This is a genomic window from Olsenella massiliensis, assembly GCF_001457795.1.
Lineage (GTDB): Bacteria > Actinomycetota > Coriobacteriia > Coriobacteriales > Atopobiaceae > Olsenella_F > Olsenella_F massiliensis.
This window is the reverse complement of record NZ_LN898211.1, coordinates 617,311-637,061: the sequence shown is the minus strand read 5'-3', so window position 1 is coordinate 637,061 and position 19,751 is coordinate 617,311. Positions and strand designations below refer to the sequence as shown.

Here is a 19,751-nt window from a genome sequence, read left to right as displayed (position 1 = left end):
ACACATGCCGTCCCCGCTCAGAGACATCCCCCGCAAGATCGTTGACGCGAGGTGGCGGCTCGCCTAGTATGAACAATGTTCATACAAAGGAGGCAGCGTTGAGCACCGTCGTCACGTCCAAGGAGAAGATCCTGTCCGCCAGCAAGAGGCTCGTCAAGGAGCACGGCTGGGCGGGCGTGAGCATCCGTTCGGTGGCTGCCGCCTGCGGCATCTCGATAGGGTCGGTCTATACCTACTATGACTCCAAGACGTCGCTGGTAAGCGATACGGTCGAGAGCATCTGGCGCGAGATCTTCCATCAATCGGATGACGGCGAAGCGTTCAAGGACGTCCAATCCTGCGTGATATGGATGTACGACCGCATGAGACGCGGGAGCGTGGCCTACCCGGGCTTCCTCACGCTCCATTCGGCGGGATTCATGCACGAGGCGCAGCCGGACGGCAAGTTCCGCATGCAAAAGACGTGGCTGCACATAGTGGACGGATTCAAGACGGTCATACGACACGACCCAAGCGTTCGCCCGGACGCCTTCACGGAACGGTTCACGGTCGAGCAGTTTGCCAACGTGCTGCTCTCGTTGATGCTGTCCGCGATGCTGCGCGGCGACTATGACCCGGCGCCCGTGCTCGAAATCGTCCGCAGGACCCTGTACGCATGCTGAGCGAATCCGCGTCCATCGGAAGGGGCGGCGGATCTGGCGCGACCAAGGAGATCGAGCGCCACTGACTGAGGGACGTCATCCGAAATGCCCACCTTCGTTTGAGGTGCCCCTGGGCGAGCGCCTACAGCAGCCCCAGGGCCGAGAAGGCCGGCACGATGAGGATGGGCATGAAGGCCGCGGGCAGCATGTTGGCGACCTTGAGGTCAGTCACCTTGAGGAGATTGGTGCCAACCGCCAGCAGCAGCAACGACCCCGTGACGGCGACCTCGCCGATGATGGCGTCGGTGAGGACGCTCCCCATAAGCGCCGAGAGCACCGAGAGCGCTCCCTCGTACACCACAAGGCTCACCCCGCAGAACGGGACGCCTACGCCCATCGTCGCCGCGAGCGGAACGCACACCACCATGTCAATGACGCCCTTGGCGACGAGCGTGGAGTGATCGAGCTGGATGCCGCTCGCCAGAGAGCCCACAATGGCCATGGCGCCGGTGCAGGTGAAGAGCGTGGCGATCACGAACCCCTGCGAGAAGTCGCCCAGCCGACCCAGGGCGGGGTGGCGTTGGGTGTCCCCTCTCCCCACCAACGCGTCGATGCGTCGTTGCGCCCAGGCTCCCAGACGCCTCACCTGCGCGTCTATGTCCAGCCGCCATCCAACAAGACAGCCCAGCGCCATGGCGACCGTGACCACGACGACGCTTCCGCCGGTTGCCATGCCCTGCACGCCCACGAGCACCACGCAGAGTCCCTGACCCTTGAGCAGGAAGTCGCCCAGCTCGTCGGAGACGCCCCGCTTGAAGAGCAGGCCGATGACGCCGCCGAGAAACGCCTCGAGGCCGTTGATGAGGGCGCCCAGAACAATCATGCTCGTCTCTTTCCTGATGGGTTGGTCGCGCCCCAAGCGTCGTGAGAGGCCTCCCGCGCCATGGCGGCAACCCAGCTACGCATCGGCAACGACATCCGCCGCGTCGAGGTGCTCCCCGAACCACCTCTGCGCATACGTGCAGGTAAGGCGCGCCTTGAGCCCCGCGCGGCGCAGATGGCCAGCAAGCTCGGCGCAGAGCGCGGCCGCGACGCCCCGCCCCCTGCCCGCAGGCTCCACGAAGGTGTGCGTCACGTTTACGACGCCGTCGTCGTTGGGGTCGCCGACGCCGCACGGCTCGAACTCGATGTGGCCCAGCTCGACGCCATGAGCGTCCCGGCAGCGGATGACACCGTCCTCGAACGTAAAGCTCCTGTCCTGCATGCCAATCCCCCACCCTTCGTCCAAGTTCCGGGCGACCAAGCGACCGGCGCGCGACGTCAGCCGCACGCATCCTTCCAGGCACGATGATAGTCCTAAAAGCCGGCCCAGAGCATATGCTGACGAGCCACGGAGCATGCGCGGGCCACGCGCTTGAGCACGTCTGCGGCGGAAAGGTACACCCTCCCAAACGTGCGGCGCACCCTCTCAGCCGCAGGGCGCCGCCGTCTGCTCCCCCAAAAGCTCGAGCAGGTCCTCCCTCCTGAGGCCCGCGAGCGAGAGTCCCGCGCCCTCGCCCACGACCTGGTCGGCAAGCTTGCTCTTGGACTCCTGCAGGGCCATGATCCTCTCCTCGATGGTGTCCGCGGCGATGACCTTGTACACGCTCACCGCCCGCGTCTGCCCAATGCGGTGCGCGCGGTCCGTGGCCTGGTTCTGCGCCGCGGCGTTCCACCAGGGGTCGGCATGGATGACCACCGACGCCCCAACGAGGTTGAGCCCCGTTCCGCCCGCCTTGAGCGACACGAGAAACACGGGGGTCTCGTCCGCGTTGAACGCATCCACCAGCTCAACCCGCCGACGCTTGGGCGTTGACCCGTCAATCCTGAAGAAGGCGACCCCCTGCTCGACCAGACGCCCCTCAATCAGGGTCAGATAGCTCGTGAACTGCGAGAACACCAGCACCTTCTGCTGGGCGTCGATAGCCGCCGTCACGAGCTCCATGATGGTGTCGAGCTTGCAGGACCCGCCGCGATAGTCGTCCAAAAGCAGGCGCGGGTCGCAACAGATCTGCCGCAGCCTGGTGAGCTCCGCCAGGACCTGGATCTTGTCTGCGGCAAGGCCGCCCTCGTCCCTGTTGGCGAGCGAGAGCCTGAGAGCCTGCTCGTGGGCGTGATAGAGGCGCGACTGAGCCCTGTCCATATGGGCGTGCACCACCTGCTCGAGCTTGTCAGGCAGGTCCTTGAGCACGTCCGTCTTGCGGCGGCGCAGGATGAAGGGGCCCACCGCCCGCCGCAGGCGCTCCGCGACGTCCGCGTCGCCGTCGGCGATGGGCTGCTCGTAGCGGTCACGAAAGCGTTCATAGGCGCCCAGGAGCCCCGGCATCAGAAAGTCAAAGATGCTCCATAGCTCCGCGAGGCGGTTCTCGACGGGCGTGCCGGTGAGAGCAAAGCGATGCCGGGCGTCGAGCGCCTTGGTGGCACGGGCCACCAGCGTCTCGTGGTTCTTGATGTACTGCGCCTCGTCGAGCGCCACCAGCCAGAGCGGCTTCTGTGACCAGCCTTTGACGTCACGACGAAGCAGGTCATAGGACGTCACGTACACCTCGTGCGACTCCTGGCGAAGGCTGGCCCGCTGGGAGGCGCCTCCCGCCACCACGACGACGTCGAGCCCGGGCGCAAACTTCTCAAACTCCGCCTGCCAGTTATAGACCAGGGAGGCGGGGCAGACCACCAGGCTGGGGCCCTCGGCATGGCGCGCCTCGATGAGACCGATGAGCTGGACCGACTTGCCCAGGCCCATCTCGTCCGCCAAGATGCCGCCCATGCCCATCTCGCAGAGCGCCGAGAGCCACTGGAAGCCCTCAAGCTGATAGCCGCGCAGCCGGGGCGCAAGTTCGGTGGGCGGCAGGAAGCTGGCAAGGTCCAGCGATCGAACGTGCGCGAGATACTCCTCAAGCGAGGCGTCCCTCTGGTCGTCGTCCAGGAGGCCATCGAGCAAAAACGCCTTGTAGGCGGGAATCTGCACCCGGCCCGACGCAAGCTCGCGCGCGCCCAGGCCCAGCTCGTCCAAGAGCTCGCCGGCGCCGCCAAGGTCAAGCGTGCTCAGGTCGAGAAACGACCCGTCCCTCAGGCGATGGTAGCGCCGCCTCTGCCGACAGCTCGCAAGCAACGCCGGCAGCTCGTCGAGGGGCAGGTCGTCCGTCGAGATCGTGACCTCAAGGAGCCCAGATCGCACGGCAGCGCCCACGCGCACCCGAGGGCGCGCCGTGCTCGCAAGCCGCGAGAAGGCGTCCGTGACGAGAAGCTCGCCTTTTTGCGCAAGCTCGGGGACGCCCTCAAACACCAGGCGCGCCACGTCGTCGTGCGACGAGGTCGAAAGCATCGCCTGCACCTTGCCCTTGAGCGTCCTCGTGACGGGAAAGTAGCGTCCCACGAGCTGGCGCATGGCAGCCTCGGCCAGGGCGTCGCGCGTCACGTCCATGCGCTCCCCCACCGCATGGTCGAGCACGTCAAAGCGCCTGTCTCCATAGGATGCCACGACGCTGCAGGTCACCCCAGAGCGACGGCGGTCAAGATAGAGCTGAAAGCTCGCCGGGCAAGGCTCGAGCGCCCTGAGGGCGTCAGGAAGGCGGATCTTGACGCACTCTCGCAACGGCGGGAGCGCGGCGGCAAAGGCGGGGGCGTCCTCTCGCGAGAGATGCTGGTCCTGCGACGGGCGCCACACGCTCGTCAGAAAGTCAGACGCACGCGACAGTTGCGACGAGCAGCACCAGAGCTTGGTGGCTCCCAGGGCATAGAGCCGCGTCGCCGTGGCGAAGAACGTCAGTCGCGAGGCGGGGCGCAGCAAAAACCCGCCCTCCCCTGCCTCGACGACGTCCAAGACGACCTCGGGGTCTCCCTGAACGACCTCCACCGCCTGCGCGCAGCCGCCGACAGGGGCGATCGCCGGCGACGCCTCCACGGCCAGGCGGCGCCCCGCCATAAGACCCATGAGCTCGTCCGTCTCGGGGTCAGAGAGAGGAAGGTCACGGGCAGAGGACGGTCCGACGGCACCCCATGACGCGCGACGACCGAGCTCGCCCGGCGCCCCCGGCCCCGGCGCGTAGGCCTGACGATTCTGCACCGCGCGCGTCAGGAAGGTGACGAGCGCACGCGCGCTCGGGTCAAACGCGCCGAGCTCGTGAGTAAACGCCAGATTCTTGCCATACTCGACCCAGGCGCCAGCCTGCACGCTCTGGGCAAAGGCCGCGACATCCCTGATCGCATACGACCCGCGCCTTCCGGACACCCGCAGGCGCAGAAGCCTGCGCTGGGCGGACGTCAGCACCAGCATGGGCTCCAGACCTATGGCGCCGTCCTGGTCGGCCTGGTCGCGTGACGCCACGAGACGCCGATGCGAGCGCGTCCGCACCCGCTCAAGATACGCGCCCAGGGCCTGCGAGGTGCCCGCGTGACGGTGGTCCTCAAAGCCCTCGAACGACGTGGGGTTCCTGTTGTAGTCAAGGACCAGCGCGACGCAATGCTTGCACGGCCCCGGATGGCGCCCATGCGAGAGGCAGCTGCAGTCGTAGTCGACGAGCTCGTCGGCGGTCTCGTCAAGGGCGACGGAGGCAAGGTAGTGGTCGGCGTAGCCGCTCGTGGAGTCCACGCGCGCAAAAACCTTGGTGAGCGCGCCTTCGAACCGTACCTCGCGCCGCCAGATACGACCGGGACGCCGCGCTATGATGCGCCCACGACTGAAGACCGCCGGCCGACATGACCTGCTCAGCGCGACCTCGGAAATCACCTGCGGCCCCTATCGGACGACTCGGCAACGGGGTCCGCGGATCGCTCGCGCACGCGCGGCACCATGAGCTCGCTCACCAGCACGGCAGCAAAGATGAGGGCAAAGCCCAGCACCAGGCGCGGCGTCAGGAGCTCCCCGTAGAAGATGACGCTGAACAGCACGGCGAACACGCTCTCCAGCGAGAGCAGCAGGGCCGTCTTTGAGGGGTCAACGTGACGCTGCCCCACGTTCTGGGCGAGCGTGGCAAAGATGGTGGAGAGAAACACCAGGTATAGCATTTGTCCCCAGAACCCCAGCGGCAAGGCCCCAGGCGCGGGCAGGGCCTCGGCGTGCAGCGCGTAGCCTAGGCACACCAGCGACGACGTGGCCAAAGACACCACGGTGATGGTCACCGCGTCATGGGCGCTGCCCAGGCGCCCCACGAGCACGATGTTGGTGGCAAACATGAGCGCCGAGGCAAGCGTGAGCAGGTCTCCGCGCGAGAGGGAGGGGCCCAGCTCGCCGTCCATCGAGAGCAGGCCCACGCCCGCGAGCACGACCAGCGCGGCAAGCAGGTTGTTGGCCCTGGGCCGGACGTGCGTCGCCGCCCAGTTGAGAAACGGGACCATGACGCAATAGGTGGCCGTGAGAAAGGCGTTGCGACCTGGCGAGATCTCGATGAGCCCAATGTTCTGGATGAGGTAGCCCACGCCCAGGGGAAGGCCGACGAGCACGCCGGCGAGCAGATGGCTGCCGTCGAGGCTCCCGGTCACGCGAGCGCGAAAGGCGACCGCGACAACCAGCGACGAGGCGGCAAAGCGCAGCGCGAGCAGCCAGCCGGGGGGCATGGCGTTGACGGCTCCCTTGAGCACCACAAAGGACCCGCCCCAGATCATGGCGGACAAGGTGATGGCAAGCTCGTAGGCCCACACGGGGATGTTGGAAAAAAATCTCATAAGGAACAGCTTACCACCCTCGGCGCGGCGTGCCGGGCACGCCGTCGCGCAGGCCGCCCCGTGCGGCGCGCGCTTCCGAGGCCGTCAGGTCTCGTGCGGCATGTGCGCCATGAGCCAGGAGACGACGTCGTCATAGACTCGCCCTCGATCCGCCTCGTTGAGAATCTCGTGACGCATGTGCTCGTAGATGGTGCACGTGACGTCCGTTGATCCCGCGTCGCGCGCCAGCTGGGCCGCCGCCCGCACGCCCGCGCCGTTGCCTCCCACCGGGTCGCCGTCGCCGGCGATATAGAGCAGCGGCAGATCGTGGGGAACCTTGGCCGCGCAGGAGGCGCTGCAGGCCTCGCCCGCGAGGGCCCCCACCGTCGCATAGCCGCCCACCGAAAACGTGAAGCCGCAGGCCTCGTCGGCAATGTAGCAATCGACGTTGTCCCGGTCGTACGAGAGCCAGTCGAGGTCCGTCCGCCGGTCGGCGATGGCCTTGGCATAGGCGCCGACGCCCAGGGAGTCCACGAACGCGGAGCGATGGTCCTCGCCGCGCACGAGGGCGACGGCCTTGCAGATGCCGCGGGTGGCCCGCGCCAGGCCTGCGGTGACCGTGCCCGTTCCGCACATGACGGCGCCGGCCAGGCCCTCCCCCTGCCGCGAGATGTAACAGCGCGTGATGAAGCTGCCCAGGGAGTGACCAAAGACGAAGCGCGGGAGCTCGGGCGACACGCGCTCGTCCATGCTGGCCCTGAGCTTGGCAACGTCACCAATGAGCAGCTCGCCGCCGTTTGCAAGCGGCAGGCAGCCCCAGCGGGACGGGTCGCACGACCTGCCGTGGCCCAGCTGGTCGTGCCCGGCCACGACAAAGCCATGCCCGCAGAGATGACGGGCAAATTCGTCATAGCGCGAGATGTGCTCGGCCATGCCATGCACGAGCAGCACGACGCCGCGGGGCGTCTCTTTCAAATCGAGCGCCGGCCACCAGATGGTGGCGTGGATGACGCTTGAGCCGTCCGTTGACGAAAACTCGACGTTCTCGGTGCAACCCATGCCCGACATGGCAATGCTCCCTCCCGTGGCCCACCGACAAGAAGTATGTCCTTGTGGCGCCCTGCGCCGCCCGCCCGATCTGTGGCCGCCACCCCCCAGCAGGCAGATGGCGCTCTCGGCGGACGATCACCCCTCTCCCACGTGGGGGGTCGGCGCAGGGCAGGGATGGTCGTCCGTCGCGGCGGCCTGCCGCCCGTCGCAGTGACCGCCCGTCGCGGCGACCGACTGCCGCCCGTCTCGCCCTCGCCCGTCGCGGCGACCGGCTGCCTTGGTGAGCGGAAACTTGTCCCTCGCCCCGGCCCGACCGCCCTTTGTGCCGTAAAATGGGGGTGCTGCGCAGATGCGCCGGCAACACCGAAGACGTGCGCCTGCGGAATGGGACCGCGGCGCCCAACGTGGTGGAGAGGAGAATCATGCAGTATTCCGCAGAAGTGGAACGGATGTGCCCGGTGGCCAAGGGCGCATACCACGGACCTGCGCCCATTCCCGAGGAGGGAAAGTGGGTCCAGGCCAAGGAGATCTCTGACATCTCCGGCTACACGCATGGCGTGGGCTGGTGCGCTCCCCAGCAGGGCGCCTGCAAGCTCAGCCTCAACGTGAAGGAGGGTGTGATCGAGGAGTGCCTGGTGGAGACCATCGGCTGCTCGGGCATGACGCACTCCGCCGCCATGGCCGCCGAGATCCTCCCCGGCAAGACCATCCTCGAGGCGCTCAACACCGACCTCGTCTGCGACGCCATCAACGTGGCCATGCGCGAGCTCTTCCTCCAGATCGTCTACGGTCGCACCCAGACGGCCTTCTCTGAGGACGGGCTGCCCGTGGGCACCGGCCTTGACGACCTTGGCAAGGGCCTGCGCTCCATGGTGGGCACCACCTACGGCACCAAGGAGAAGGGCGCCCGCTACCTGGAGCTCACGCAGGGCTACATCACCCACCTGGCCCTTAACGCACAGAACGAGATCATTGGCTTTGAGTACCTCAACCTGGGCAAGTTCACTGACGCCATCAAGAAGGGCGTCGATCCCAAGCAGGCCGTTGACGACGCCATGGGCCGCTATGGCCAGTGGGACAACCCCGCCAAGGTCATCGACCCGCGCCAAGAGTAGAAGAAGGGAGCTGAGCATAGTGGCAGTTACGTTCGAAGGCTACGAGCGCCGCATCGACAAGATCACCAAGGCGTGCGAGCAGTACGGCATCGCTGACCTGGAGGATGCCCTCAAGATCTGCACCGACCTTGGCTTTAACCCCTACGACATCACGGCGGACATCCAGTCCATCGCGTTCGAGAACGCCAAGTGGGCCTATGTCCTGGGCTGCGCGATCGCCGTGAAGAAGGGCACCAAGACCGCCTCCGAGGCCGCGGCGGCCATCGGCGAGGGCCTGCAGGCCTTCTGCGTCCCCGGCTCCGTCGCCGAGGACCGCAAGGTGGGCCTGGGCCACGGCAACCTGGGGGCCATGCTCCTGGGCGAGGACACCGAGTGCTTCGCGTTTTTGGCCGGCCATGAGTCGTTCGCGGCCGCCGAGGGCGCCATCGGCATCGCCAACAACGCCAACAAGGCCCGCAAGAAGCCCCTGCGCGTCATCCTGAACGGCCTTGGCAAGGACGCCGCGCAGATCATCGCTCGCATCAACGGCTTCACCTACGTCAAGACGCAGTTTGACTACTTCACGGGCGAGCTCAAGGTCGTCGAGGAGATCGCCTACTCCGACGGTCCGCGCGCCGCCGTCAAGTGCTACGGGGCCGATGACGTCCGCGAGGGCGTCGCCATCATGTGGGCGGAGAACGTTGACATCTCCATCACCGGCAACTCCACCAACCCCACGCGCTTCCAGCATCCCGTCGCCGGCACCTACTTCAAGGAGCGCGTGCTCGCCGGCAAGAAGTACTTCTCCGTCGCCTCCGGCGGCGGCACCGGCCGCACCCTGCACCCGGACAACATGGGCGCCGGCCCCGCCTCCTACGGCATGACCGACACCATGGGGCGCATGCACTCGAGCGCGCAGTTTGCCGGCTCCTCGTCCGTGCCCGCACACGTGGACATGATGGGCCTCATCGGCATGGGCAACAACCCCATGGTCGGCTGCACCGTGGCCTGCGCCGTCGCCGTTGAGCAGGCGCTTGGCAAGTAACGTCGGGCTTGTGACGACGTACGCGTGCGCCACGTCTGCAGGAGCGTCCGTGCACATGAGTTTTCCAGCTGTCCGCCGCCCTTTAGGGCGGCGGACTTGTGTGTGCCCAGGGTTGTGCCGCAACCAACGCCAAACAATGTGTTGCAGCGACCGTCGCCGTTGTGGGCCGCAGGTGTCAACCGTGGGTTATGTGCCATGAATCGTGGGTCATGAGCCGTGGGACTCGGTCGTGGGCAGCATGCCGTGCGCCAACGTTGCCCCTGGACGTCATACCACCCTTTCATATGCATATAAAACTTGAAAGTATGCACGTCATATTTTGAGGAGGCGGACCGAGTCAGCATTACTCGCACTTTTTCTGTCGATTTCGGGAAAAATGGTCGAGTAATGCCGACTTTACGCCACCCAGCCCGATAGACGTTGCATACCGCACGTCCCTTCAAGCAGAAGGCGCCTCGCCAGGCAGACGAAGCGCCCGGGTATGACCCCCGCAGCTGGCCTTTTGGGCGGCGTCATGCAGACAAGGACCCGACGACGGGACGCGTCCCGTCGTCGGGTCCTGAGAAAAACTAGTCGGAAGGCCTACGACGACCTGACACGAGGTTACTCCTCTTCGGACTCCCCGTCGTCACCCTTCTCGACCTGCGAGAGCAGGTCCTGCAGCGACCCCAGGTCCTCGTTGATGACCTGGTCGCCGCCCGTCGAGGACGCCATGGCGCCGATGAGCTCGTCATCGGAGCTGTGCGTCGAGGGGGCGGCGGCGCCGAGCATGACGTCGCTTCCCGCGTCGGGCGAGAACACCATGTTGAGCAGCTGCGAGAGGTCCTCGCTGTCAGCCTCGTCCTCGTCAGGCTCCAGGATGTACAGCAGGTTGTGCGCCTCAAGGCCGTCACGCAGCTCCTCGATGGCCTTCGCACCGATGCCGTCGATGCGCAGCAGGTCCTCCTCGGTCTTGCCGATGAGGTCGCCGACGGTCTCGATGCCCACCTCGCTGAACTTGTTGGTCCAGCGCTGCGAAACCTCGAGGTCGTCGTACAGATAGAGCTTGGCCTCGTCGCTCGTGAGCGTGCGGCCGTTCTTGGAGTACCCGCCGTAGCCGTAGTCACCGTCGATCCATTCGGCCTTCTTGGGCAGCTGCTCCTCGACCGTCTTGAGGAAGTCGGGCGCGGACTCGGGCAGCGGCTTGGTGTCGGCCTTGGCGATGCCGGTGAGCTTCTCGCCGTTGTAGGTGAGCTCAACGGTGTCGTAGGCGTGCAGCCCCGTGCCCGCCGGAATCTTCTTGCCCACGATGACGTTGCTCTTGAGGTCGAGCAGGTGGTCGACCTCGCCCTTGATGGCGCTCTCGGTGAGGACCCCGGCGGTCCTGATGAAGGACGCGCTCGAGAGCCACGAGTCGATGGAGCTGGCGACCTTGAGCGTGCCGAGGATGACGGGTTCGGCCTCGGGCGGAGTGCCTCCCGCAAGGGTGATGTTGTGCACGGTCTCGGCAAAGACGTAGCGATCGACGTACTGGCCCAGGAGGTAGGTGGAGTCTCCAGGGTTCGTGACCTGGACGCGCCTGAGCATCTGGCGGGCGATGACCTCGATGTGCTTGTCGTTGAGGTCCACGCCCTGCGAGGTGTACACGTCCTTGACCGAGCCCACGAAGGTGTGCATCGTGGATTCGATGTCGGTGAGCTTGCGAAGCTTGCGGAAGTTCACGAAGCCTCTCGTGATCTGCTCGCCGGCGTGCACCTCGACCTCGTTGGCCGCCTCCTCGTCCTTGATGACCTCGTCGATGCGAGGCATGAAGCTGACCGAGGCGGGAATCTTCCACTCGGACAGGACGCGCGAGCGGTCGTCGGCGTCCAGGATGCGCAGGGTCCTCTCGGCGCCCTCGGTGGTCACCTGGAGGATGCCGGTGTCGGGCGCGAGGTCGGCCTCGCGGCCCAGGATCTTCTCGTTGACGTTGCCGACGACGTCAAACATGCGGGCGACCGTGGGGAGGCCCTGCGTGATGTCGCTGGCGCCGGCGACGCCGCCCGAGTGAATCGTGCGCATCGTGAGCTGCGTGCCGGGCTCGCCGATGGACTGGGCGGCGATGATGCCCACCGAGGCGCCGATGTTGACGGGACGCCTCGTGGAGAGGTCCCAGCCATAGCACTTCTGGCACACGCCGTACTTGGACTTGCAGGTGAGAAGGGCCCTGAGCTCGACCTTCTGGAGGCCGTGCGACAGCAGCAGGTCGATGTCGGCCTCGGACTCGATGTAGCCGTCCTTGGCGATGAGCACCTCGCCCGTCTGGGGGTCGACGACGTCGTTGAGCGCGCAGCGCCCGATGAGGTCGATGTTGCGGACGCGCTTCTTGTCCTCGATCTTGGTGAGCTCGTAGGTCACGCCCTCGTCGGAGCCGCAGTCCTCCTCGCGGACGATGACGTCCTGCGCGACGTCGACCAGGCGGCGCGTGAGGTAGCCGGAGTCGGAGGTGTGCGACGCGGTGTCAACCAGGCCCTTGCGCGCTCCGTAGGTGGAGATGAAGTACTCCAGGGGCTGGAGGCCCTCGCGGAAGTTCGCCTTGATGGGCAGGTCGATGGTGTCACCGGACATGTCGGCCATGAGGCCGCGCATGCCGGCAAGCTGCCTGAGCTGCGTCTTTGAGCCACGGGCGCCGGAGTCGGCCATCATGAAGATGGGGTTGTCCTCGCTGAATCCCTGCAGCATCTTCTCGCCCAGGGCGTTGGCGCAGCTGGTCCAGACCTTGACGACCTCGCCGTGGCGCTCGAGCTCGTCAAGCTCGCCCTCCTCATAGAGGTGGTTGATCTGGTCGACCTTGCCCTGCGAGTCGTCAATGAGCTCGGGCTTGTCCTCGGGGATGATGGCGTCCCACACCGAGACGGAAAGCCCGGCGATGGTGGCGTAGTGGAAGCCCGTCTGCTTGATGGCGTCAAGGATCGTCTCGATCTGCGCGGTGGAGTAGCGGTCGCAGCAGTCGTTGACCAACTTGGAGATGTCGTTCTTGGCCATCTTGTAGTTGATGAAGGGATAGTCCTCGGGCAGGCAGCGACGGTTGAGGATGATGCGGCCCACCGTCGTCGTGAAGCGCTGCGGGCGGTCGGTCACGTCGATGTCAACGACCTCGCCCCCCACGTTGCGGACGCGGAAGACCTTCCTGCCGTCCAGCTCGACGTTGGCGTCGCGGGCCGAGACGCGCACCTGGATCTGCGCCTGGATGTCCAGGGCGTTGGCGTCGTCGGCGCCGGCGCCCTCGGCGCAGTCGTAGGCGTGCAGAGCGTCGTCAAAGCTCGCAAAGACGCGGTCCTCGCCCGGCACGCCGTCCTTGTGGGTCGTCAGGAAGTATGCGCCGATGATCATGTCCTGGGAGGGAATCGTCAGCACCTTGCCGGACGCCGGCGAGCGCAGGTTGTTGGTGGAGAGCATGAGCACGCGGGCCTCGGTCTGCGCCTCGGTGGAGAGGGGCACATGAACCGACATCTGGTCGCCGTCAAAGTCTGCGTTGAAGGGCGCGCAGACCAGCGGGTGCAGGTGGATGGCCTCGCCGTCGACCAGGATGGGCTCGAAGGCCTGGATGGAGAGGCGGTGCAGGGTCGGGGCGCGGTTCAGCAGGACGAGACGCCCCTTGATGACCTCGTCGAGGACGTCCCAGACCTCGGGGGCCCGGCGGTCGATCGCGCGCTTGGCGGCCTTGATGTTGTCAATCTTGAGCTTGCCGATCTCCTGGAGGTCAACGAGGCGGCGCATGACGAAGGGCTTGAAGAGCTCGAGCGCCATGGCCGAGGGCAGGCCGCACTGGTGCAGCTTGAGCGTGGGGTCCACGACGATGACGGAACGCCCGGAGTAGTCGACGCGCTTGCCCAGGAGGTTCTGGCGGAAGCGTCCCTGCTTGCCCTTGAGCGACTCGGCGAGCGACTTGAGCGTGCGCCCGCCGCGGCCGGTGGCGGCGCGTCCGCGACGGCCGTTGTCAAAGAGGGCGTCAACGGACTCCTGGAGCATGCGCTTCTCGTTGTTGACGATGATCGCCGGGGCGTCAAGGTCAAGAAGGCGCTTGAGGCGGTTGTTGCGGTTGATCACGCGACGATAGAGGTCGTTGAGGTCGGACGTCGCAAAGCGCCCGCCGTCGAGGGGCACCATGGGTCGCAGGTCGGGCGGAATGACGGGGATGACGTCCAGGATCATGTCGGCAGGGTTGTTGCCGCCCTTGAGGAAGGCGTCAACGATCTCAAGGCGCTTGACGGCCTTCTCGCGCTTCTGCTTCTGCGAGTCGGGCGAGGTGACGATGGAGCGCAGCTCCTCGGCCTCCTTGGCAAGATCGACGCCGCGCAGCAGGTCGCGGACGGCCTCGGCGCCCATGTCGCCCTTGAAGTAGAGCGAGTAGTAGCGCTTCATCTCGGTGAAGAGGCTCTCGTCCGAGATGAGCTCGCGCTCCTCGAGCGACATGAACTTGTCGAAGGCATCCCTGCGGAGCTGCTTCTCCTCGGCGTACTCCTCCTCGAGGTCCACGATGCCGGCGCGAATCTCGTCCTCCGAGAGGGGCTCGATGCCCTCGAGCTCGCCCTCGGCGGGCTCGCCCTGCTCGCGCAGGCGCGTGACCTCGTCGTCGCGCTCAGCGTCAAGCTCCTCGAGGTCGGCGGCGAGCTCCTCCTTGAGGACGTCGGCGTCGGCCTCGCGGGCCTCGCTGTCCACGGAGGTGATCACGTAGCTCGCAAAGTACAGGATCTTCTCGAGGTCCTTGGTCTTGATGTCAAGCAGCCGCGAGAGCGGGAAGCTCGTGGGGCTCTTGAAGTACCAGATGTGACTCACGGGGGCCGCAAGCTCGATGTGGCCCATGCGCTCGCGGCGCACCTTGGCGGTCGTCACCTCGACGCCGCAGCGCTCGCACACGATGCCCTTGAACCTGATGCCCTTGTACTTGCCGCACGAGCACTCCCAGTCCTTGGAGGGACCAAAGATCTTCTCGCAGAACAAGCCGTCCTTCTCGGGCTTGAGCGTGCGGTAGTTGATGGTCTCGGGCTTCTTTACCTCGCCCCGCGACCACTTGCGGATCTCGTCGGCAGACGCAAGCGAGATCTTGATCGCGTCGAAATCGGTGGTATCGAAATCTGCCACGTTCGCTACTCCTTAGTGTCGATGAGATCGGGTGCCTGGTCCTCAAGGGCGAGGCCCTCCGTCAGATCTCCCACGATGTCGTTGAGCCCGTCGGTGAGGACCTCGACGGCGCTCTGCTCGGGCTCGTCCGCGGGGGCGGCAGGCTTGACGTCGTTGCGGTACTTGATGGGCTTGATGTCCAGGGCGAGGGAGCGAATCTCCTTGACGAGGACCTTGAAGGACTCGGGGATGCCCGGCGCCGGCACGTTCTCGCCCTTGACGACGGACTCGTAGGTCTTGACGCGACCGGTGGTGTCGTCGGACTTGATGGTCATCATCTCGTGAAGGACGTTGGAGGCGCCGTAGGCGTAGAGGGCCCAGACCTCCATCTCGCCGAAGCGCTGGCCGCCAAACTGGGCCTTGCCGCCCAACGGCTGCTGCGTGACGAGGCTGTACGGGCCGGTGGAGCGGGCGTGGATCTTGTCGTCCACCATGTGGCCCAGCTTGAGGATGTAGCTCGTGCCCACGGTGATGGGGCTCTTGAACGCCTCGCCGGTGCGACCGTCATAGAGCGTCATCTTGCCCTTGGTGAGCTGCGGGACGAACTCCTCGCGCATGTGCTTGCCATACTCGTGGCGCGCCTTGTTCATGAGGTTGATGTTGGAGCGGCGCAGGGCCTCCTCGACCTCGGTGTCCGTGGCGCCGTCAAAGAGCGGCGTCGCGACGAGCATGTTGCCCTCGACGATGCGGTCGGAGTCCGCGCTCTCGGTGTCCCAGCCGTGCGCGGCGGCCCAGCCAAGGTGGCATTCCATGAGCTGGCCGACGTTCATGCGGGAGGGGACGCCCAGGGGGTCGAGCAGGATGTCGACGGGCGTGCCGTCGGCCATGTAGGGCATGTCCTCCACGGGCAGGACGTTGCAGACGACGCCCTTGTTGCCGTGACGGCCGGCGATCTTGTCACCCTGCTGGATCTTGCGACGCTGGGCCACGAAGACGCGAATCTGGTCGTTGGTGCCCGGGGAGAGCTTGGAGCCCTCGTCGCGGCTAAAGTGCACGACGTCGACGACGCGACCGTAGGCGCCGTGCGGCATCCTCAGCGAGGTGTCGCGGACGTCGTGGGCCTTGGCGCCGAAGATGGCGCGCAGGAGGCGCTCCTCGGCCGTCAGCGCGGTCTCGCCCTTGGGCGTGACCTTGCCCACGAGGATGTCCCCGGGGCCCACCTCGGCGCCGATGCGAATGATGCCGTCGTCGTCGAGGTTGGCGAGCATCTCCTCGGACTGGTTGGGAATCTCGCGGGTGATCTCCTCGGGCCCGAGCTTGGTGTCGCGCGCCTCGGTCTCGTACTTCGAGATGTTGATGGAGGTGAGGAGGTCCTCCTGGACGACGCGCTCGGAGACGACGATGCCGTCCTCGTAGTTGTAGCCCTCCCAGGGCACGTAGGCCACCGTGAGGTTGGCGCCCAGGGCCAGCTCGCCGTTGTCCACGGAGGTGCTGTCCGTGAGGGGCTCGCCCTTCTGGACCCTCTGCCCCTTGCGCACCAGCGGGCGATGGTTGATGCAGGTGCTCTGGTTGGAGCGCTGGAACTTGGGAAGGTCGTAGCGAACCTGCTCGCCGGTCTCGTCGGAGGTGACGACGACGTGCGCGGCGTCAACCTCGGTCACGACGCCCGCCGCGCTGGCGCAGATGAGCTCGCCGGAGTCCTGGGCGGCCGCGCGCTCGAGGCCGGTGCCCACCAACGGCGCGCTGCTCCTGATCAGGGGAACGGCCTGGCGCTGCATGTTGGCGCCCATGAGGGTGCGCTTGGCGTCGTCATGCTCGAGGAAGGGGATGAGGTTGGCGGCCACGGAGAGCAGCTGCCTCGGCGAGACGTCCATGTAGTCAACCTCGCTGACCTCCACCTGGGCGGGGGCGCCAAAGCTGCCGTCAAAGTTCTTGGTGCGCGCGATGACGTGGTTCGCCGCGACGGTCTTGCCTGCGGAGTTGACGCGGACGAAGCGACCGGTCTTGGGGTCCACGGGAGTCGTCGCGGGGGCGATGACGTGGTTCTCCTCCTCGTCGGCGGTCATCCAGTCGATCTGGTCGGTCACGCGGCCCTTCTCGACCTTGCGATAGGGCGCCTCGATGAAGCCGTAGTCGTTGACGTGGGCATAGAGCGCCAGCGAGCCGATGAGGCCGATGTTGGGGCCTTCCGGGGTCTCGATGGGGCACATGCGCGAGTAGTGCGAGTTGTGGACGTCGCGGACGGCCGTGGGCACGTTGGTGCGGCGGCTGGAGCCCGACTTATGGCCGGCGAGGCCGCCCGGCCCCAGGGCGGAGAGACGACGCTTGTGCGTGAGGCCCGAGAGCGGGTTGGCCTGGTCCATGAACTGCGACAGCTGAGACGAGCCAAAGAACTCCTTGATGGCGGCGTCGATGGGACGGATGTTGATCAGGGAGTTGGGCGTGATGTCGTCGGGGTCCTGGGAGACCATGCGCTCGCGGATGACGCGCTCCATGCGGGTCAGGCCCACGCGGAACTGGTTCTGGACGAGCTCCCCCACCGTGCGGATGCGGCGGTTGCCAAAGTGGTCGATGTCGTCCACGGTCTTGGTGGCGTCACCCTCGTGCAGCGCCAGCAGGTACTGGAGCGCCGAGACGACGTCCTCGTTGGTGAGGACGCGACACGTCGGGTCGATGTCAAGCGCGAGCTTCTTGTTGATCTTGTAGCGCCCGACCTTGGCGAGGTCGTAGCGCTGGTTGTTGAAGTAGAGGCCCTCCAGCAGCGAGGCGGCGTTGTCCCTGGTAGGAGGCTCGCCCGGACGCTGACGACGATAGATCTCGAGCAGGGCGTCGTCGCGGTTGGTGGCGACGTCGCGCTCCACCGTGGAACGGACGACCTCGGAGTCGCCCAGCAGGTTCAGGATGTCGTCGTCGCTCTCGGCGATGCCGAGGGCGCGCAGCAGGACCGTCGCGCTCTGGCGGCGCTTGCGGTCGATGGACACGACAAGATGGCCGTGCTTGTCCACCTCGAACTCGAGCCAGGCGCCGCGGGCGGGGATGAACTGCACGCGATGCACCTGGACGCCGTTGTCAAGCTCGCTGGCAAAGTAGACGCCGGGCGAGCGGACGAGCTGCGAGACGACGACGCGCTCGATGCCCTTGATGATGAAGGTGCCGCGATCGCTCATCAGGGGGATGTCGCCCATGAAGACGAGCTGCTCCTTGATCTCGCCCGTGGCCTTGTTGGTGAAGCGCACGTTCACCAGCAGGGGTGCCTTGTACGTGAAGTCCTTGGCCACGCAGCTCGCGATGCTCTCGGGGGGGTCGCTGAACATGTGGTCGCCAAAGGAGACCTCCATGGTCTTGGTGGCGTCCTCGATGGGCGAGAACTCCGCAAACGACTCCGCGAGTCCCTCCCCCATGAAGCGCTCGTATGACTCCTTCTGCACGGAAATGAGGTTGGGGAGCTCCATCGCGGCCGGAATCTTGCTAAAGCTCATGCGCTCGCGCTTCTCCGGGACGGCATTGGAAGACTTTGTGGTAGGCACCAGGCACTTCCTCCTTAAACGTGATACAGCGGCAGTTGTCGCAATCTAATAAAGTAACTAAACTCTCCCCCCCGGTCAAATATAACGTCTTGACAATTGCGCTCAGTTGAACTATGAGAGGCCCTGCGGCTTCTACCTGCATTTTCGTAAAACAGATTGTGTAGCTGCTGTGATGCTGACCAGACGTCCCCCCTCGCGAAAGATGCGACGACTGCAGGCCGTGGCAAGGTGGCGGGAGCCGGCGCGCGGACGTCCCGCGGCCCGGCGGACCGTCTTGCGTCCCGGCGGCCTGGGCGCTGACAAAAAGGGGCTGGACCTTCCGGCCCAGCCCCCGCACGACCATGAACGCGAGACTACTTGAGGGTGACCTCGGCGCCGGCCTCCTCGAGCTGCTTCTTGGCGGCCTCGGCGTCCTCCTTCTTGGCACCCTCGATGAGGACCTTGGGAGCGCCCTCGACGGCCTCCTTGGCCTCCTTCAGGCCAAGCGAGGTAAGGGCGCGGACGACCTTGATGACGGCGATCTTGTTGGCGCCGAAGGAGGTCAGCTCGACGTCGAAGTTGGTCTTCTCCTCCTCCTCGGCGGCGGCGGCACCGGCAGCGGGAGCTGCGGCGACGGCGACGGGGGCGGCGGCGGAGACGCCGAAGACGTCCTCCAGCTCGTGAACGAGCTCGGAAAGCTCGAGGGCGGGCATCTCCTTGAGGGCCTCGATGATCTCATCCTTGGTGACAGCCATGTCAATTCTCCTTTGATGGGGGAACCGTGCGGTTCCCTAGCGGTGATCAAGCAAACGTACGGGTGGTGCCGTGACGCGTGAGGGGCTGACCCTCCTGCGTGCGTGATGCCTACGCGGCGTTCTTCTGCTCCGCGAGGGCGTCCAGGGCCGTGACGAGGCCGCGGGCGGGGCCGGCGCAGACGGACGCGATGCCCCTGAGGGGGCTGGCGACCACGTAGACCAGCTGGGCCATGAGCTCGTCGCGACCAGCCAGGTCGGCGTAGGCCTTCGCCTCGTCGGCAGAGAGGGCGTTGCCGTCGGCGATGCCACCGACCCACTCGATCTTCTTGAGGGCCTCGGCCTCCTTCTTGATGACCTTGGCGGCGTTCACCGGGTCGCTCTCGAAGAAGATGTAGGCGCAGGTTCCCTCGAGGTTGTCGATCTCGGGAAGGTTGGCGTTCTTGAGGGCGATCTTGACGATGTTGTTCTTGTACACCTTCATGTGAGCGCCAGCCTCGGTGAGGGCACGACGAAGCTCCTGGGTCTCCTTGACGGAGAGCCCGCGATAGTCGATCACGAAGACGCCCTTGGAGTGCTCCAGGGAGTCCGCGACCTTCTCGAGCATGGCGATGTTGTTCTTGTTGGGCATGAGTTACACCTCCTTTGGCACGCTCGGGCACGAACCGCCGACATGGGCGGGCCTTTACGCGCAAGACCCCGCCCTGGCGTGCCAGGACGGGGTCACAGAGTCACAAGAAGCTCTGAACCACCTCGGCAGGCGGGAACATCCCCTTTGAGCCGTCGGACCTCGTGGCCGTCGGGCACCGGCTGTCTCTGGCAGCGGACGTGCAGTTGTCAGGTTGCCCGCAAGGGCAGTTCTATATTGTCGCAGCAATGGGGCGCCGCGTCAATAGACG

12 protein-coding genes are annotated in these 19,751 nt (G+C 66.0%); 3 read left to right on the top strand and 9 right to left on the bottom strand.

What is annotated here, in order from left to right; translation table 11 throughout:
* Positions 1 to 98: 98 nt before the first annotated feature.
* Positions 99 to 662, top strand: a complete 564-nt coding sequence (locus BN3001_RS06840; protein ID WP_058271006.1) for a TetR/AcrR family transcriptional regulator — start codon at positions 99 to 101, stop codon at positions 660 to 662.
* 121 nt (positions 663 to 783) lie between these two features.
* On the opposite strand, the gene BN3001_RS06835 is transcribed toward BN3001_RS06840, so the two are convergent.
* The 5 genes from BN3001_RS06835 to BN3001_RS06815 form a co-directional block, all read right to left on the bottom strand.
* On the bottom strand, positions 784 to 1,524 hold the full coding sequence (locus BN3001_RS06835; RefSeq protein ID WP_058271005.1) for a DUF554 domain-containing protein: 741 nt from the start codon (positions 1,522 to 1,524) through the stop codon (positions 784 to 786).
* 75 nt (positions 1,525 to 1,599) lie between these two features.
* Positions 1,600 to 1,905 carry a GNAT family N-acetyltransferase gene (locus tag BN3001_RS06830; RefSeq protein WP_058271004.1) on the bottom strand — a complete coding sequence of 102 codons (306 nt, stop codon included), beginning with the start codon at positions 1,903 to 1,905 and terminating at the stop codon, positions 1,600 to 1,602.
* A gap of 204 nt (positions 1,906 to 2,109) precedes the next feature.
* A complete protein-coding gene (locus BN3001_RS06825; RefSeq protein ID WP_235815073.1) occupies positions 2,110 to 5,271 on the bottom strand; it encodes a DEAD/DEAH box helicase in 3,162 nt (1,053 codons plus the stop codon).
* Between the two features lie 134 nt (positions 5,272 to 5,405).
* Positions 5,406 to 6,344 carry a DMT family transporter gene (locus BN3001_RS06820; RefSeq protein WP_058271002.1) on the bottom strand — a complete coding sequence of 313 codons (939 nt, stop codon included), beginning with the start codon at positions 6,342 to 6,344 and terminating at the stop codon, positions 5,406 to 5,408.
* A gap of 84 nt (positions 6,345 to 6,428) precedes the next feature.
* Positions 6,429 to 7,391, bottom strand: a complete 963-nt coding sequence (locus BN3001_RS06815; protein WP_058271001.1) for an alpha/beta fold hydrolase — start codon at positions 7,389 to 7,391, stop codon at positions 6,429 to 6,431.
* A 404-nt stretch (positions 7,392 to 7,795) separates the two neighbouring features.
* Between BN3001_RS06815 and BN3001_RS06810 the strand changes: the two genes are divergently transcribed.
* Complete coding sequence (locus BN3001_RS06810) at positions 7,796 to 8,488, top strand: iron-sulfur cluster assembly scaffold protein (RefSeq protein ID WP_058271000.1); 693 nt, start codon at positions 7,796 to 7,798, stop codon at positions 8,486 to 8,488.
* A 19-nt stretch (positions 8,489 to 8,507) separates the two neighbouring features.
* Positions 8,508 to 9,512 carry a GGGtGRT protein gene (locus BN3001_RS06805; RefSeq protein ID WP_058270999.1) on the top strand — a complete coding sequence of 335 codons (1,005 nt, stop codon included), beginning with the start codon at positions 8,508 to 8,510 and terminating at the stop codon, positions 9,510 to 9,512.
* Between the two features lie 603 nt (positions 9,513 to 10,115).
* Here BN3001_RS06805 and BN3001_RS06800 read toward each other — a convergent pair.
* The 4 genes from BN3001_RS06800 to rplJ form a co-directional block, all read right to left on the bottom strand.
* On the bottom strand, positions 10,116 to 14,615 hold the full coding sequence (locus tag BN3001_RS06800; RefSeq protein ID WP_058270998.1) for a DNA-directed RNA polymerase subunit beta': 4,500 nt from the start codon (positions 14,613 to 14,615) through the stop codon (positions 10,116 to 10,118).
* Between the two features lie 5 nt (positions 14,616 to 14,620).
* Positions 14,621 to 18,121, bottom strand: a complete 3,501-nt coding sequence (gene rpoB, locus BN3001_RS06795; RefSeq protein ID WP_058270997.1) for a DNA-directed RNA polymerase subunit beta — start codon at positions 18,119 to 18,121, stop codon at positions 14,621 to 14,623.
* A gap of 353 nt (positions 18,122 to 18,474) precedes the next feature.
* Complete coding sequence (gene rplL / locus BN3001_RS06790; protein WP_058270996.1) at positions 18,475 to 18,855, bottom strand: 50S ribosomal protein L7/L12; 381 nt, start codon at positions 18,853 to 18,855, stop codon at positions 18,475 to 18,477.
* Positions 18,856 to 18,964: 109 nt separating this feature from the next.
* On the bottom strand, positions 18,965 to 19,483 hold the full coding sequence (rplJ, locus tag BN3001_RS06785) for a 50S ribosomal protein L10 (protein WP_058270995.1): 519 nt from the start codon (positions 19,481 to 19,483) through the stop codon (positions 18,965 to 18,967).
* Positions 19,484 to 19,751: the final 268 nt, after the last annotated feature.

Excerpts from the sequence above, each read along its gene's own strand:
- BN3001_RS06835 (WP_058271005.1), bottom strand. The coding sequence starts at position 1,524 with ATGATTGTTCTGGGCGCCCTCATCAACGGCCTCGAGGCGTTTCTCGGC.
- BN3001_RS06830 (WP_058271004.1), bottom strand. The coding sequence starts at position 1,905 with ATGCAGGACAGGAGCTTTACGTTCGAGGACGGTGTCATCCGCTGCCGG.
- BN3001_RS06820 (WP_058271002.1), bottom strand. The coding sequence starts at position 6,344 with ATGAGATTTTTTTCCAACATCCCCGTGTGGGCCTACGAGCTTGCCATC.
- BN3001_RS06815 (WP_058271001.1), bottom strand. The coding sequence starts at position 7,391 with ATGTCGGGCATGGGTTGCACCGAGAACGTCGAGTTTTCGTCAACGGAC.
- BN3001_RS06810 (WP_058271000.1), top strand. The coding sequence starts at position 7,796 with ATGCAGTATTCCGCAGAAGTGGAACGGATGTGCCCGGTGGCCAAGGGC.
- rplL (WP_058270996.1), bottom strand. The coding sequence starts at position 18,855 with ATGGCTGTCACCAAGGATGAGATCATCGAGGCCCTCAAGGAGATGCCC.
- rplJ (WP_058270995.1), bottom strand. The coding sequence starts at position 19,483 with ATGCCCAACAAGAACAACATCGCCATGCTCGAGAAGGTCGCGGACTCC.